Annotated in this window: 14 protein-coding genes; all 14 read left to right on the top strand. The window is 42.8% G+C overall.

Going from position 1 to position 16486, the window contains the following annotated elements; genetic code table 11:
* Nucleotides 1-92: 92 nt before the first annotated feature.
* Nucleotides 93-791, top strand: coding sequence for a ribose 5-phosphate isomerase A (gene rpiA / locus D0T57_RS04890; protein WP_163271460.1), 699 nt, complete (start codon nucleotides 93-95; stop codon nucleotides 789-791).
* Nucleotides 792-795: 4 nt separating this feature from the next.
* Complete coding sequence (locus D0T57_RS04885; protein ID WP_163271458.1) at nucleotides 796-1254, top strand: hypothetical protein; 459 nt, start codon at nucleotides 796-798, stop codon at nucleotides 1252-1254.
* Nucleotides 1255-1437: 183 nt separating this feature from the next.
* A complete protein-coding gene (cmk, locus tag D0T57_RS04880; protein ID WP_163271456.1) occupies nucleotides 1438-2142 on the top strand; it encodes a (d)CMP kinase in 705 nt (234 codons plus the stop codon).
* Entirely contained in the window at nucleotides 2129-3019 is an 891-nt protein-coding gene (locus tag D0T57_RS04875; protein WP_163271454.1) for a 4-hydroxy-3-methylbut-2-enyl diphosphate reductase, read from the top strand. Before cmk ends, D0T57_RS04875 begins: the two co-directional genes overlap by 14 nt.
* A gap of 230 nt (nucleotides 3020-3249) precedes the next feature.
* Nucleotides 3250-4230: a 6-phosphofructokinase gene (gene pfkA / locus D0T57_RS04870; RefSeq protein ID WP_163271452.1), complete on the top strand. Its 981-nt coding sequence runs from the start codon at nucleotides 3250-3252 to the stop codon at nucleotides 4228-4230.
* Between the two features lie 216 nt (nucleotides 4231-4446).
* Nucleotides 4447-7173, top strand: a complete 2727-nt coding sequence (locus D0T57_RS04865) for a DNA gyrase/topoisomerase IV subunit A (protein ID WP_163271450.1) — start codon at nucleotides 4447-4449, stop codon at nucleotides 7171-7173.
* Entirely contained in the window at nucleotides 7148-8059 is a 912-nt protein-coding gene (locus D0T57_RS04860; RefSeq protein WP_163271448.1) for a DUF3316 domain-containing protein, read from the top strand. The genes D0T57_RS04865 and D0T57_RS04860 overlap by 26 nt, the downstream gene beginning before the upstream one ends.
* A 16-nt stretch (nucleotides 8060-8075) precedes the next feature.
* Nucleotides 8076-8375 carry a hypothetical protein gene (locus tag D0T57_RS04855; RefSeq protein ID WP_163271446.1) on the top strand — a complete coding sequence of 100 codons (300 nt, stop codon included), beginning with the start codon at nucleotides 8076-8078 and terminating at the stop codon, nucleotides 8373-8375.
* A 25-nt stretch (nucleotides 8376-8400) separates the two neighbouring features.
* Nucleotides 8401-8880 (top strand): pyridoxamine 5'-phosphate oxidase family protein, encoded by a 480-nt coding sequence (locus D0T57_RS04850; RefSeq protein WP_163271444.1) that lies wholly within the window; start codon nucleotides 8401-8403, stop codon nucleotides 8878-8880.
* A 107-nt stretch (nucleotides 8881-8987) separates the two neighbouring features.
* Nucleotides 8988-10397 (top strand): hypothetical protein, encoded by a 1410-nt coding sequence (locus tag D0T57_RS04845; protein ID WP_255490500.1) that lies wholly within the window; start codon nucleotides 8988-8990, stop codon nucleotides 10395-10397.
* A 3-nt stretch (nucleotides 10398-10400) separates the two neighbouring features.
* Nucleotides 10401-11822 carry a LysM peptidoglycan-binding domain-containing protein gene (locus tag D0T57_RS04840; protein ID WP_163271440.1) on the top strand — a complete coding sequence of 474 codons (1422 nt, stop codon included), beginning with the start codon at nucleotides 10401-10403 and terminating at the stop codon, nucleotides 11820-11822.
* Nucleotides 11819-13378 carry an MBOAT family protein gene (locus D0T57_RS04835; RefSeq protein ID WP_163271438.1) on the top strand — a complete coding sequence of 520 codons (1560 nt, stop codon included), beginning with the start codon at nucleotides 11819-11821 and terminating at the stop codon, nucleotides 13376-13378. Before D0T57_RS04840 ends, D0T57_RS04835 begins: the two co-directional genes overlap by 4 nt.
* Before the next feature lie 292 nt (nucleotides 13379-13670).
* Nucleotides 13671-14834, top strand: coding sequence for an ATP-binding cassette domain-containing protein (locus D0T57_RS04830; protein WP_163271436.1), 1164 nt, complete (start codon nucleotides 13671-13673; stop codon nucleotides 14832-14834).
* A 13-nt stretch (nucleotides 14835-14847) separates the two neighbouring features.
* Entirely contained in the window at nucleotides 14848-16419 is a 1572-nt protein-coding gene (locus D0T57_RS04825; RefSeq protein ID WP_163271434.1) for a hypothetical protein, read from the top strand.
* The last annotated feature ends 67 nt before the right edge of the window (nucleotides 16420-16486 follow it).

Genomic DNA, 16486 nt, shown 5'->3' with positions numbered 1-16486 from the left:
ACTCTGTGGTAAAAAATTAAACAGGCTCTTAAATATCGCGGTCATTTGCAGAATAAAGCGTAAATTTGAAACTTGTTTTTAAAAGCAGTTTTATGAAACAAATCAACACTGTCATTAGCCGCCTGCAATGGTCTGCTGATATTACCAACCGCGAACGCAAAGAGCGTGTAGCCCTCCTCATAGCCAATATGATGCGCGATGGGCAGGTAATAGGCGCCGGTTCGGGCTCTACGGTATATGTGGCAATGCTTGCCATTGCCGAAAAGGTGAAGCGCGAAAATCTCGACATAGAAATCATACCCGCCTCGCACGAAATATCTATGACCTGTGTGCAGCTGGGGCTTCGCCAAACCACCCTTTGGGAAAAGACACCCGACTGGACATTCGACGGAGCCGACGAGGTAGACCCCCAACAAAGTTTGATAAAGGGCAGGGGAGGAGCAATGTTCAAAGAGAAGCTATTGATATGCAATAGTAAAAAGACATTTATCATAGTCGATCAGTCTAAATTTGTCGGCCGTCTGGGCGAGAAGTTTCCCGTTCCCGTAGAAGTATTTCCCCAATCGCTGGTCTATGTGGAGCAGCAACTCGAAGCTCTGGGCGCAAGAGATATAACGCTTCGTATGGCTAAGGGCAAAGACGGACCAGTAATCACCGAAAACGGCAATTTTGTGCTCGATGCGTGGTTCGACAATATAGACCCGCTGATGGAAAAGAAAATAAAGAATATAACCGGAGTGATAGAAAGCGGGCTGTTTATCGGTTACAATGTAGAGATATTGAAAAATTGACAACATGGATATAAAGAAAATAATATTGTGGATTGTTGTTTTGGTTCTTGTCGAATTAGTAACAATAATGGTTATTAATAAATATTACGTAGGTGATGTATTTATAATAATCCCTAATGTTCTTGAGTTTAGACCAACTTTTAATACAGGAGTAGCTTCCACATCTGTGCTAAATGTATTTTTTTTGTTGCGACTCGTTATTTTATCAACCCTTCTTGCGCTTGTTTTCTTCTTTTATCGCAATAAAAGAAAGAAGAAGACTAATACAAAATATCTTGATATATTTTTTATACTGATAGTTTCCTCTGCTATCATTTCCATTTTATCGCTAATATTTAAAGATATAAATTTAAGTTATATACTTTTGAACCCATTTTTTACTTTTGGACTGATAGATATTTATACAATTTGTGGTATAACCGCATTTTTATTCCATCTCATTTTTCCGAAAAAGATTGAATAAATATCTTCAAAAGGGAAAGAACATAAACGCGAATCAGTATTTGAAATGATATATAAAAACGTTCTTTCATCTTCTTCCTACTGACGTCCATTAGATTTATCCGTTTAACCAAAAAAGAATTAAAATATTAATAAACAAAACTTGTATTGCACAATACTTGTTTATAACACGAAGAAACAAATTATGAAAAAGATAGTTGTAGCAATAGACGGTTTCTCATCGAATGGCAAAAGTACGATGGCAAAAAGCCTTGCCCGCGCAGTAGGCTATATCTACATCGACAGTGGAGCCATGTACCGCGCCGTAACTCTTTATTGTATCATGCACAGACTGTTCGATAATGACAAGAATCTGGATGAAGGCCGCCTGCACAACGAAATAAACAATATAAAGATAGATTTTCACCTCAACAGCGAAGGCCTACCCGAAACATACCTCAACGGCGAAAATGTAGAAGCAAAAATACGCAGCATGGAAGTATCGGGATTGGTAAGCCGCGTAAGTGCTATACCCTTTGTGCGTCATGCAATGGTAGCCTTGCAGCAGGAAATGGGCAAGGCAAAAGGCATCGTGATGGACGGGCGCGATATAGGCACCGTGGTTTTCCCCGAAGCCGAAATGAAGGTGTTTGTAACAGCCGATGCCGACATACGCGCTCAAAGACGTTACGACGAACTGAAAAGTAAGGGAGATACAAAAACGACATACGAGGAAGTCCTCGAAAACTTGAAAGCCCGGGACCATATGGATCAGACACGTGAGGAAGCACCCCTCCGCCAAGCTGACGATGCCCTTGTTCTCGACAACTCGCATATGACCATTGACCAACAAATGCAATGGTTGATAGACAAGTTCAAACAAATAACAACAACAGATGAGCAACATTGAAATAGATCTGAAATCAGGTTTCTGCTTCGGGGTGGTCAACGCCATAAAAAAAGCCGAAGAAGAACTGGCAAAAGGAGGTACACTCTATTGCCTGGGCGATATAGTGCACAACAACCTGGAGGTAGACCGCCTCGAAAAACTAGGTCTGAGGACAATCAACCACGAACAGTTTGCAGCTTTGAAAAACGTGCGGGTACTGCTTCGCGCACACGGCGAGCCGCCTTCGACATACGAGATTGCCCGCCAAAACAATATAGAGATAATAGACGCTTCGTGCCCCGTAGTACTTCGCCTGCAAAAGAAGATACACGACAAGTACGATAAGGAAAAAGATAATAATACACAGATAGTTATCTACGGAAAAAAAGGCCATGCCGAAGTAATCGGGTTGATCGGGCAAACACAATCCGAGGCCATTGTAATAGAGAAGAAAGAAGACCTCGACAAGCTCGACTTCTCGCGCAATATTTGCCTGTTTTCGCAAACCACCAAGCCGCTCGATGGTTTTCAGGAAATTATCGACATCATCGAAAGCCGTATGCAGGGCGATGCACGGTTCGAATATTTCGATACCATCTGCCGGCAGGTGTCGAACCGTATCCCCAATATCAAAGAATTTGCACAGAAGCACGATATCATATTTTTTGTGGCAGGCGAAAAAAGTTCGAATGGGAAAGTACTGTTTGCCGAATGTAAGAAATACAATCCCAATTCGTATTTTGTCACCACGCCCGACGACATCGACCCTAAAACACTCAACATCACCGCTTCTATAGGTATTTGCGGAGCCACATCCACCCCGCGTTGGCAGATGGAAGATGTAGAAACCCGTATAAACGAAATAAGGGGCGGTGAAGGATTGGTTAATATCGGGTGAAAATTTGATAAAATTAGTTGTTTTACCAATTTTACGTAGTTGTTCATTAATTTTATTTTTACTTTTGCATCTTCAATTCAAATGAAGGAGTGAAAGTAGAACACTCGAAATATTGACTTTTTTGATTCATATACACAAAATGGGTGATATTTTGTAATTCGAAATGAATTATTGAAGTAAAAAGCAAGGAAACAAATACATAAAACTTATAATTTTAAATTATATAAACTATGGCGAATATTAAATGTATCGGGATTTTGACTTCGGGAGGCGATGCTCCGGGAATGAATGCGGCAATACGTGCAGTAACCCGTGCAGCTATTTATAGTGGTATAGAAGTAAAAGGTATTATGCGCGGCTACAGAGGGCTTATTTCCGACGAAATAGTTCCTTTCAAGTCGAACAGCGTAAGTAATATTATACAACAAGGCGGAACAGTGCTTAAGACTGCCCGCTGCAAAGAATTTCAAACACCCGAAGGCCGTAAGGTTGCCCACGAAGCACTTGTGCGCGAAGGCATCGACGCTTTGGTGGTTATCGGTGGCGACGGTTCGCTTACCGGAGCGCGTATATTCGCTCAGGAATACGATTTTCCGGTCGTAGGACTTCCGGGTACTATCGACAACGACCTGATGGGTACAGATCTTACAATCGGTTACGATACTGCGCTGAATACCATCATGGAAGCTGTGGATAAAATCCGCGATACAGCCAGTTCGCACGAACGCCTGTTCTTCATCGAAGTCATGGGGCGCGAATGTGGTTTCCTTGCCCTGAATGGTGCTATTGCATCGGGAGCAGAAGCTGCAATCATACCCGAAATGTCGTTCCAGCAAGACCAGTTGGGAGACTTGATTTCCAACGGTTTCCGCAAAAGTAAAAACAGCAGCCTCGTACTTGTTACCGAAGGCGATATAACGGGAGGTGCGATGGCACAGGCCGAACGTGTGAAGAACGAATTTCCTCAATATGATGTACGCGTAACCATCTTGGGGCACGTACAACGTGGAGGATCGCCTACTGCCAACGACCGCATTCTGGCTAGCCGTATGGGTGCAGCTGCGGTAGATGCTTTGCTCGACGACCAACGCAATGTGATGATCGGCATTCAAAACGACAACATTGTTTATGTGCCATTCTCGAAAGCGATTAAGAAAAACAAGCCTTTTCAGGAAGACTTGATGAGGACGTTGAAGATACTTTCTATATAAAATCTGTACCTCCAGGAGGGATAGGGCTGTTAAGTCCCGGTTATTACTTCTCTGTCGTAATACGACAAAGGATATGTAATGAAAAAAATGCGAAGAACTTAACGGCCCTGTCCTTTCGAGGGCGATCCGGCAGCCAATTTCCATTTTGAAATTCCACTGAAAAAAACTATCTTTGGGCTTGTTTTGAATATTATATAAGAATATCAAATTTTACACATGCTCCCCGAAGATATTATCGACGAACCAGAAAATTTAAAAGAACCGGAGTCTGCAGAAGAAACCGATTCTGTTGATTCAACTTCACATTCCGACTACAAAGTCCCTGTCAAAGACGGAGGCGATAACCAATTGCACCTATCGGGTATGTTTCAGGGCTGGTTTCTCGACTATGCCTCTTATGTAATTCTCGAACGTGCCGTGCCGCACATCGCCGATGGCCTGAAACCCGTTCAGCGGCGCATACTCCATTCCATGAAGCGTATGGACGATGGACGCTACAATAAGGTGGCCAATATCATTGGACATACCATGCAGTTTCACCCGCACGGCGACGCATCTATTGGCGATGCACTTGTGCAGCTGGGGCAAAAAGACTTATTGGTCGATTGCCAGGGTAACTGGGGTAATATTTTTACCGGCGACGGGGCGGCAGCTCCGCGTTACATCGAAGCTCGATTATCGAAATTTGCTCTCGAAATATTGTTCAACCCTAAAATTACAGAATGGAAACCTTCGTACGATGGGCGTAATAAGGAACCTATTGCTTTGCCTGTTAAATTCCCTCTTGTATTGGCGCAGGGAGCCGAGGGTATTGCTGTGGGCTTGTCGTCGAAAATACTTCCTCACAACTTCAACGAGCTTTGCGATGCCGCCGTTGCCTATTTGCAGGGTGAAGATTTTACATTATATCCCGATTTTCAGACAGGCGGATATATCGACGTCAGCAAATACAATGACGGTGAGCGGGGAGGTTCGGTAAAGGTACGTGCCAAGATATCGAAACTCGATAATAAAACACTTGTTATTAGCGATATCCCATACGGACGTACTTCATCATCGGTAGTAGAATCGATACTGAAAGCAAACGACAAAGGCAAGATAAAGATACGCAAGGTAGACGATATTACGGCACAAAACGTAGAAATCCATGTACATCTGGCAGCAGGGGTGTCGTCAGACAAGACGATAGACGCCCTCTATGCTTTTACCGATTGCGAGATAAGTATATCGCCAAACTGCTGTGTGATAGAGGATAATAAACCTTACTTCCTGTCGGCTAGCCGCATATTGCGCGACACGACCGACAACACACAACGCCTGTTGCAACTCGAACTGGAGATACAGAGAAGGGAAATACAGGAAGCTCTGCATTTTTCATCTCTCGAAAAGATATTTATCGAAGAGCGTATCTATAAGGATAAGGAGTTTGAAAATGCGGCAAACATGGATATCGCTATCGAGCATATCGACAAGCGTCTTGCCAAATTTGCCAAAAACTTTATCCGTGAGGTTACCCGTGAGGATATCCTCAAGCTGATGGAGATAAAGATGGGGCGCATCCTCAAATTCAACTCCGACAAGGCAGACGAATTGATCGCACGATACAAAGCCGAAATAGAAGAAATAAGCCACAACATAGAAAACATTGTAGACTATACTATTTCGTGGTATGTAATGTTGAAGGAAAAATACGGAAAGGCTTATCCGCGCAAGACCGAAATACGCAGCTTCGACACCATAGAAGTAACCAAAGTGGTAGAAGCCAACCAGAAATTATATATCAACCGCGAAGAAGGCTTTATCGGCACGTCGCTCAAAAAAGACGAGTTTGTAGCTAATTGTTCCGATATCGACGATATTATCATTTTCTTCAAAGACGGAAAATACAAAGTTGTACGCGTGAGCGACAAGATGTTTGTCGGCAAGAATATACTGTATCTTAATGTATTCCGTCGCAACGACAAACGTACTATCTACAATGCCGTCTACCGCAATGGAAAGGGTACTACTGCTGCATCCTATATTAAACGCTTTGCTGTTACAGGTATTACCCGCGACAAGGAGTATGATGTTACGCAGGGCACAGACGGTTCGCGCATCCTCTATTTCAGCGCCAACCCGAACGGTGAAGCCGAAACCATCCGCGTGATACTGAAACCAAAACCACGCCAGAAGATACTCGTATTCGAAAAAGACTTTAGCGAAATAGCCATAAAAGGCCGTCAGTCGATGGGTAATATCCTCACTAAAGCAGAAGTACACAAAATATCATTGAAGCAAAAAGGCGGCTCTACGCTAGGTGGGCGCAAGGTATGGTTCGACTTCGATGTGTTGCGCCTCAATTACGACGAACGCGGCACGTATTTGGGTGAATTCCAGAGCGACGACCAGATATTGGTAGTCCACAAGAATGGAGATTTTTATACTACATCGTTCGAGGTGACCAATCACTACGAACAGGGAATAATCCGTATCGAGAAATTTAATGCAAACAAGAACTGGACGGCAGTACTTTACGATGCCGACCAGAAATATATGTACCTCAAACGGTTTACGTTCGAAGCTTCGGCTAAAAAGCAAAACTTCTTGGGAGAGAATCCCGATTCACGTCTCGAAATACTTACAGATACCGTATATCCGCGTATCGGAGTCAAATTCGGCGGGCGCGACGATTATCGCGAAGCTTTGGATATAGATGCCGAAGAATTTATTGCAGTCAAAGGCTTCAAGGCTAAAGGAAAACGCCTTTCTACTTTCGAAATTGCCGAGATAAAAGAGCTTGAACCTACTCGTTTTCCCGAACCCGAAGAAGAGGAAAAAAAATTCGAAGTACAGATAGACGATGAAGACGGCGACGAAGACAGACCTATATCCGATATTATAGACGAAATAACAGGACAAAAATCATTATTTAAAGATGACGAAGAGGAGGGTGAAGACTAGTTGCCTGTTCATTCTTGCAGGTTTGTTTCTTTTGTGCGGATTATCTGCACAGAATAAAGTGGATACGGTTTATATCTATAAAACGGATACTATAGTAATCACTCCTACCTCAACATCTGATTTTCAATTAGCCACATTGCCTTGCCCGCCATTGACTACCAACAATGCAATAACAGCCTCTGTCGGTTCGGCAAATATGTACGACACATACCTGTCGCCGTTACAATACAAAGGCTTTTCTGTTCGACTGATGTATGAGCAAATGCGCCGTACTACGTGGTTCAATTATCGGTTTTACAAGCAGCAAGTATTCGAAGTCGAATACGCACAGGGCGACAACCCTGCAAAGAATGCTACCGAATACTGGTTTCTTGCCAATTACCGAATTGGTGGGCATTATCGTATCTATAGCGACAATAATTTGCGCATTGGTGCAGGTGGATTGTGGGATGTAAATGCAGGTGTCCTATACAGCGAGCGCAACGGTAATAATCCCGCATCGGCACGAGCCTATACCAATCTCAACCTGTCGGTTATTGCCTCCTATAAGTTCAAATGGTTTGCCTTGCGCTGGCAGTTAGACACTCCGTTTATAGGCATGCTGTTTTCGCCGCGTTTCGGGCAATCGTATTACGAAATCTCGCTGGGAAACTCAGTTGGCATAGTCAATTTTGCATCATTACACAATCAGCGCGCTTTGCGTAACTATTTCACGGTAGATATTCCCATAAATAAATATACGATAAGGGTAGGCTATCTGGGTTCGTGGTATCAGACCAAAGTACATGATATACAGACACACCATTACACCAACAGCTTTGTTATAGGTTTTCCGATAGAAGGGGTGAAACGCCCGAGGGGAAAAGCCAGAAACGATTATTGGTAAGCAAACTGTTCCGGATATGTCGTTTATCAAATTAGGGTATCATACGCTTAAACTTCTGTCTATTATTTTCTCTGTATTGATTATACAACTTCCTCTTGTCGGCATTGCCAAAGGGGATATGGAATATGAAGGACTGTTTCTCATATCTCCTGTCTTATTTGGAACAGGGGCTTGCTGCGGAGTGTTTTTATATGGTTATTGCCGTCGTAAGTATTTGCGGGAAGATAAGAAAGAATATTATACGCCTGTATATATTATGCTATTGGCTGGAATAGTTACATTTATGTTGATCTCTTATTGTCAACATTTTGCATAATAATCAGCCAAATAAAACAAGAAAAATGTTCAGACCAGTACGCCGCCAAAACAGAATATTGGAAGATGAAAACCGTATCGAAGAACTATTGAAAGATTCCGAATACGGTTTCCTTAGCCTTGGCACATCCGAAAGCGGATATGGCTATGGCTTACCTATAAGTTATGCCTACGATACCGAAAGTAATAAGCTCTATTTCCATTGCGCACCCGAAGGGCAAAAACTGGATATGATGAAACAAAACAATAAGATATCGTTTTGCGTAGTTGGTATCACTAAGCCCGTTGCCAGCCAGTTTACCACCCTCTACGAGAGCGTTATCGTATTCGGCAAAGCCTGCCTCGATCTGCCAGACGAAGAAAAGCGGAAAGGGCTCAGGTTGCTGGTTGCTAAATATTCGGAAGGATACGAAGAACTAGGCGAAAAATACATGGATAAATCATGGGAGAGGACATCGGTATTTAGCTTAGAAATCAAACATATAACAGCAAAAGCAAAATATTGATAAAATAATCGTCGGTCTGTATTTATTTTAAAGAAAAGTACCTAGCTTTGTATATCTTTTTTACACATGAACTCATTATACAGAAAAAATATTAACAAAAAGTGGTTGTGAATATAACAGAAAGCTCTTATTTTGGAAAAACCATACTTTTTCTACTCCTTGCTACCCTAGCTTTCCTTGCATTCAAGGAAATTCTTCCCGAACGCCTGTTCCCTGAAAAAACAGCAAATACAAACAATATAGTAATGGACAGCCTTGCCATACAGGCACAGGCAGATACTACAGTAAACATCATTGCCGAACCTACTGATACTGTGGGGGCAAAAATGGTGGAAGAAGTAGACGAAAGTCTCAATCCCATACTCAAAGCCGACGGATACAAGAATCTTTCGCGCTTCTATGCCAAATTGAACAAACTGGAAAAAGATAGCACCACTACTGTGCGTGTAGCCTATTTTGGCGACTCGATGAACGATGGCGACTTTATCGTGCAGGATGTGCGCGATGCCTTTCAGGAAGATTATGGCGGGCAGGGTGTAGGCTTTGTTTCCATATCCTCGCTTTCGGCCGGAGCAAGAGCTTCGGTATCGCACCAATATTCCAAAAACTGGTATTCGCAAACTTTCCTCAAGGTGAAGAAACCCGACAGGCCTTTCGGCATCGACGGGCAGGTGTTTTTTGCCAAAGACCCATCGCAATCGTACTGGGTAAGATATAAAGCCCAGTCGCGCCCACATTCGCCCCTTCTGAACAATCCTACTTTGTTTTACGGTAGTTCGAAGAATGGCAGGGGATCGGTGACAGTAACAGCCGATAAAGAAGCTGCATACTCTAAAACACTGACACCATCGAAACTGCTCAACTCGTTGCAACTGGCATCGTTCGATCCCAAGTCGCTGCAAGTGAATTTCAACAAAGCAGATTCTATTCCCATCTATGGCTTCAACTTCGATGACGGTAAAGGGGTGCATGTCGATAATTTCTCTACACGCGGAAATTCAGGCTTGCCACTGTCGATACTCAACCCTTCGCTGATGAACGCATTCGACGAAGAATTGAATTACGACCTGATTATACTGCATTATGGAGCAAATGTTCTGGGATATGGCTCACTCAACTACGGATGGTACGAAAAAAGCATGACCACTGTCATTAAGAACCTGAGGGAATGTTTTCCGAATGCCGACATACTGGTTATATCCACAGCCGACAAATCGTCGAAAATAGACGGTGTAATGCAAACAGACCCAGCCGTGCCTGCACTGGCAAGGGCCCAGCGCAACTATGCCCGCAAAACCTCGTCAGGCTTTATAAACCTGTATGAACTGATGGGTGGAAACGGCTCTATGCCGCAATGGGTGAGCAAGGGGCAAGCCGGAAAAGACTACACGCATTTTACGGGGTCGGGCTCGAAAAGAATTGCAAAAATGATATACAACGAAATAGGTTACGGCTATGCAAAATATAAAGTAGCACCAAAAACCACAATAGATGCAAAAGACGGAGAGGGACAATAATTAATGAATTTTATTCGCAAAACAATTGTTATAAGCATATTGCTGCACATACTTTGTGCTGCTGCCATATATTCTCACGAAAGACCTGGAGACTTAAAAGACGACGGTAATATTTTTAGCAACCAGGCCTTGCTTAACCCGCTTTTCGACAAATTGCTCAAGCTGGAAAAAAATAAGCAGGGCAAGGTGAATATCGTGCATATCGGCGACTCACACATCCAGGCTGATTTTTTTACCAATGCTATACGCCAGGCTTTGCAGCAGAAATTTGGCAATGGTGGGGTTGGCTTCTCTTTTCCCTACAGGTTGATTGGTACCAATGGGCCACGTTTTGTACGCTATACCAGCAATGCGGGATGGCACAGCCTGCTTAATGTGTCGCCTGTGGCAGATGTAGGTATGGGGCTGAGCGGCATAGCACTTTATACGTCTGCCGAAGATTTTATCTTGCAATTGTCACCGACAGACGGCTACGAGTTCAATACCGTAAAGATAATCTACCCTACCATAGAACCACAGTATAAGGTTTCGGTAACGGCCGACGCTCTGGTCAGCGAATCAGCAGCAGGTAGCGTTACGGCTTCGGGTTACAAATCGCATAAGGTAAGAAGCGGCGAAAGCCTTTCGTCTATCAGCCGCAAATACAAGGTCGGAGTAGCCCAGATAAAGAAAGCCAACGGATTGCGCTCGAATACAATTCATCCGGGACGAAGGCTTAAAATACCTGTAAGGACAAAAGTAGTGCCGGCCAAAGCTGCTAAATCGAACATAGAGAAAGACAGCCTGGAATATACAGACCTGGTTTCGAAACCATATTATTCATCTTTCACATCGGATACCCTTATAGAGAGGGTGACAATATTGCCTGCACAAAAACAGGCTATGTACAACCTCAATGGTTTTGTGGTAGAAAACAACCACCCGGGCGTTATTTATCACTCGATAGGCGTAAACGGAGCTAAGATAACGGATTATGCCAAATATCCATTGTTTTTCAAGCAGCTGCCAATCTTGCAGCCCGACCTTATCATCCTGTCTTTCGGGACAAACGAATCTTTCGGCAAAATATCCGATTCGGATTACATATTCCAGTTGAAACAATTTGTAGACGAAATAAAAAAACTGAACAAAGATGCAATAGTGCTGGTAATGACACCGCCACCGTCGATGTTTCGCCGTGGGCGCACCAACACCTATATATCCGATTATAGTATTGCCCTCATGGGCTTGACCTACCTGCCTGTATGGGACTTATATACCCGCATGGGAGGGGCATCGGGCATATCGGCAAAGGGAGAATATGCCCGCATGATAGCCCGCGACAAGGTGCATTATACAGCAGGGGGATATTCGGCTCAGGGACAGCTTTTTGCATCCGACTTTATCGACGCTTATACTAATTTTAAGAAAAACAGGGAAAATTGAAAACACTACTTGACGACCTTAGCAATTTTTATTTACCCGACTTCATCGGGAAACTTATCGACGACATAACACCCTATTTCGTGTTCAACCCCGATCATCGGCTGTTGTTCAACAGTGCCTTTTTCCTTGGGTTTTTCCTTGTAGTATATACTGTATATGTGCTGAGTAAAAATCACGATACTTTCCGCAAGATATACCTTATCGTATTTTCCCTCTACTTCTATTATCTGGCAGGGGGCGATACGATGGATATCAACTTGTTCGGATATTATTTTTCCCTCAATTACTTTGTGCTGCTCGTCATTTGCGCTGTAGCCACGCATCTGCTTGCTGTAAGGATGTACAATTCAGAAAGGCAATCGACACAAAAGGCATACCTCATACTGATTATAGTGGGCAACCTGCTGATGCTTGCCTACTTTAAGTACACCAATTTCCTTATCGACAATATAAATGCGATATTTCATGGCGACCTCTCGTTTCAGAATATCATTCTGCCGATAGGTATATCCTTCTTTGTTTTCGAGGCTATAAGCTATGCCGTAGACCTTTATCGCAGGGAGATGAAACCTGCCGACTCGTTGCTCGACTTCTGCTTCTATATAGCTTTTTTCCCTAAATTGGTGGCGGGGCCTATCATTAGGGCAAAAGATTTTTTGCCACAGATGAAAAACAAGCTCGGACTGACAAAGGAAGAGTTTGGAATGGCTATGTTTTTGATACTTATTGGGCTGATAAAGAAAGCAATTATATCCGATTATATATCCGTCAACTTTGTCGACCGTGTATTCGATTCGCCGATGAGTTATACCTCGTTCGAGAACCTGATGGCTGTTTACGGCTATACCTTGCAGATATACTGCGATTTCTCGGGTTATTCGGATATGGCGATAGGACTTTCGCTGCTGATGGGCTTTAAGATACCGCCCAACTTTCTCACTCCATACAAGTCGCAGTCGATAACCGAGTTTTGGCGTCGCTGGCATATATCATTGTCGTCGTGGCTTCGCGACTATTTGTATATCTCGATGGGGGGAAACCGTAAGGGCAAATTCAGAACGTATTTCAACTTGTTTATGACTATGCTCATCGGCGGGCTTTGGCATGGTGCTTCGTGGAAATTTGTGATATGGGGCGGATTGCATGGGCTGTTGCTTGTTGTCGAGCGTTTCTTCAAACAGTTTATCAAAGTACCGGACAACCGCCTGACGCGTATTATCTGTATCCTGCTAACATTCCATTTCGTAGCGTTTTGCTGGATATTCTTCCGGGCAGGCAGCTTCGAACTGGCAGGTAATGTGATCTCCAATATCGGGCAACTGACATTTGCACCAAACGAATGGTGGGCGATACTCGAAGGCTACCAGAATGTATTTATACTGGTGGTAATAGGGTATGTAATGCACTTCCTGCCTGAGAATTTTGTAAATAAGCTGAAAGCGGGCTTTATCAGTACGCCTTTGTTCGTAAAAGCACTTATTGCCGGACTGATATTCTGGATGATATTTGCTACGGCATCGAGCGGGCCTCAACCGTTTATATATTTTCAGTTTTAAAAGTAGCAAATTTTTGCAGCAATACTTAGTAACTGCCACCAGGGCAAACGCATGAAATTTATCCGAACGCAATTCTGAGCTTTGTAGGGGAGAATTATCATTCGCCCGAAATAGAAAAAATCTGCGGGCGAATGATAATTGCCTCCGTCGATTTTCAATTCGCCCTACAGTAGTCAAAACTGGAATATCATTTTTTCATGCGTTTGCCCTGAACTGTTAGGAAATATCCCCGGAAAATAGATATATTTGTCGTTTAGACAGTTCTTAGTCAGAAAATAACACAACTACCTCTATGACAATTCTGCAACAACAGTATAAGCAGGTCAGGCAATTGGTCGATTATGAGAATTATACACTCTTAACCAAACGCCTGATTGATTTCACCTTAGATACAGGTGATATCCGTTTTTATAAACGTATGGCGCAATTTCTCGATTGGCTCGATACCAATCAGAACAATGTAGGCGAGAAAAATGAAAAATATATCGCTTTATTAGACGAATTATATGCATTCCTTAAAGATAAGCCAGTAGATGCCTATTATAATACGCAACTTTTGTCTACTTACAATTTTATAAGGTCTTACCAAAATTCATCTTTCGCCTTAGGGCCTATCTCTATGGAGGTGAAATCCGGGGAAATAATCGGTCTGGTAGGCGAAAACGGTAATGGCAAGACTACCCTGTTGCGATCGTTGTGCGGCGAACTTGCTCCCAGCGGCGGCAAATTGGAATATCTGTTTCCCTACAGGGATAGCTACGACCTGCGTTCCAAACTGATTTATATTCCGCAGCGTACTGCCTCCTGGCAAGGTTCGTTGCTGTCCAACCTGCGTTTTACAGCGTCTATGTATGGTATCACGGGCGAAGAGAACCTGCTGATGGTAGATTTGGTGGTTGCACGTATGGGATTGCGTAAATACAGGCAGTATAAATGGAAAAATCTGTCGTCGGGATATAAGATGCGTTTCGAACTTGCCAGAGCCTTACTACGCACTCCGCACCTGCTATTGATAGACGAACCTCTTGCCAATCTGGATATATTGGCGCAGCAGGTTGTATTAGACGATTTTAAAGACATCGCTTCTTCCTTATTTCGTCCGGTAGGTATTGTGTTGAGTTCGCAGCAACTTTATGAAGTGGAGAAGACATCGGATAAAGTGATATTCTTGAAAGAGGGTGCGCCCCGCAACTTGCCGCAGGATACGGATGCCCTTTATACGGAGGTAGTTAAATTTATTGTCGAATTTGAATCGGATTGGCAGCAAGATAAGTTGCATGCTGCTTTTGCTGCTTTACATATCGAAAGATTGCAGATAAATGGTGGCACTTATGTAGCCTCATTCCCCCAGAATATAACACAAGAAGACTTTTTACGGTTAATCTTGGATAAACAAATCCCTGTAAATTATTTCAGGAATATATCCAGTTCTACCCGCCGTTTTTTCCTTTCTTAAAATTGCTGATATTATGATAAACAAAATACAAAAATACTTATTGCTGCATTACCCCATGCTTTGGAATATAAGACTGGCGCCGATGCTCCTTATTCTTTTGGCTACACATCTGGTCTTTTTCGTTATCGGCTATGTTACCACCGACAACGCTTTCGATCGCAGCTATTATTATTCCATAATGCACAACGAAGAGATGCTTTACTTTGTCTGCATCCTCGTTTCTGTTTTGATATTGGTTGGCTGGCTCGTTCTCTACAGCAGGAACAATGGTTTTAAAATTTTATACCCGCGTATGGCAAGACATCTTTATCTGGAATGGATACTGATCCTTATTATTACTATTGGTATTACATCGCTACCATATACTTTGACTCAGGGAACTATCTTTAAATGGAAATCGACGGCAACACTCGCAGAAGCCGAAGAAGCATTGGCTTTATTGGACAAAGCTGGTGTGTTGATTCCCGGAGAGGATAATGATATGTCTTTGTATACATATTCCCCGGGAATTGATGATATGATTCTCATTCCCGATAGTATGCAGCTAGACCCTGACACACTGAATCTCGGTTTGTATTCGCTGAATTATACCCGCAATCATCTGTCTATAGAAGGATACATAGGGCCTTCATTTTTATATTATAAACGATCGGAGTATTTATACGATTATTATAAAAACAACGATGAAGTAAGTTCTGATATATTATCCCCGGAGTCGACAATAAAAATACAGCGATACGAGCAGGTAAAGCAGTGGCTTCGCGAGGGGAACAAAGACAGTATTATGGCTGTTATGACCGGATTTTATGAGTTGCAGCAAAAGCATGGTATGGCCATCAATATTACGCCCGACAAGTGGTTTGCGCGGATATATAAACCACCATTCTTCCCTGTCAACGGTTTGGTCTTTATAAAAAACAACCAGCCTTACGATTACGAAAAGAATGCAACTTATTGCAGCTACGATAATATTGTAACAGAACCTATAGACGATACAGATGTTGATTATCATTCCGGGTATATCAAGCGAAATCCTTTCTTGCAACATGCAGAACTGACAAGCGGGTATTCGCATGTAAAAGAATGCTATGAATACGATCAGGATATGGAGGTGATGCTATTATTGTGTATTTGTTTCGCTTTGGCTATATCTATTCTTATTTTCGCAGTCCGTGTTACCGGTGGTAGGTTCTGGCTGGTAGCTTTTGTTGCCACAGGCATATTGTTTTTCATTGTTTGCCTGGTAGGTGTAATGCTTATAGAATATTTAGATTGGGGTACGAGAGATATAGTGTTGATGTCTGCTATACTATTCTGGGTAATGCTTTTTGTTGCTTTATTTGTCAGGATAATGAATAAGATAGGAGAGAGAAAGAATAAAGGGCGATCGAATATCTATGTGAATATATTGCTTTGGCTGGTGCCTTGCCTACTGCCACTCCTTTATTTTTCGTATGCGATATTTATTAATGTTTCCGATCGAGATATTCTTAATATGTTCTGGATAAATGTATTTGTCGTGGTAATTATTATGGCGGGTATTTCTGTATTCGTTCGCCGGTGGAAGAGCCTTCCGGAGGAATAGATTATCTGTTAAAAAAATACAGGGGGCGTGTCACTTTGTTTTGACACGCCCCCTCTTATATTATATC

The sequence above is a fragment of the Dysgonomonas sp. 511 genome (assembly GCF_010501105.1).
Classification (GTDB): domain Bacteria; phylum Bacteroidota; class Bacteroidia; order Bacteroidales; family Dysgonomonadaceae; genus Dysgonomonas.
Note: the sequence above shows the minus strand (reverse complement) of the source record. Positions and strands in the feature narration are given on the sequence as shown.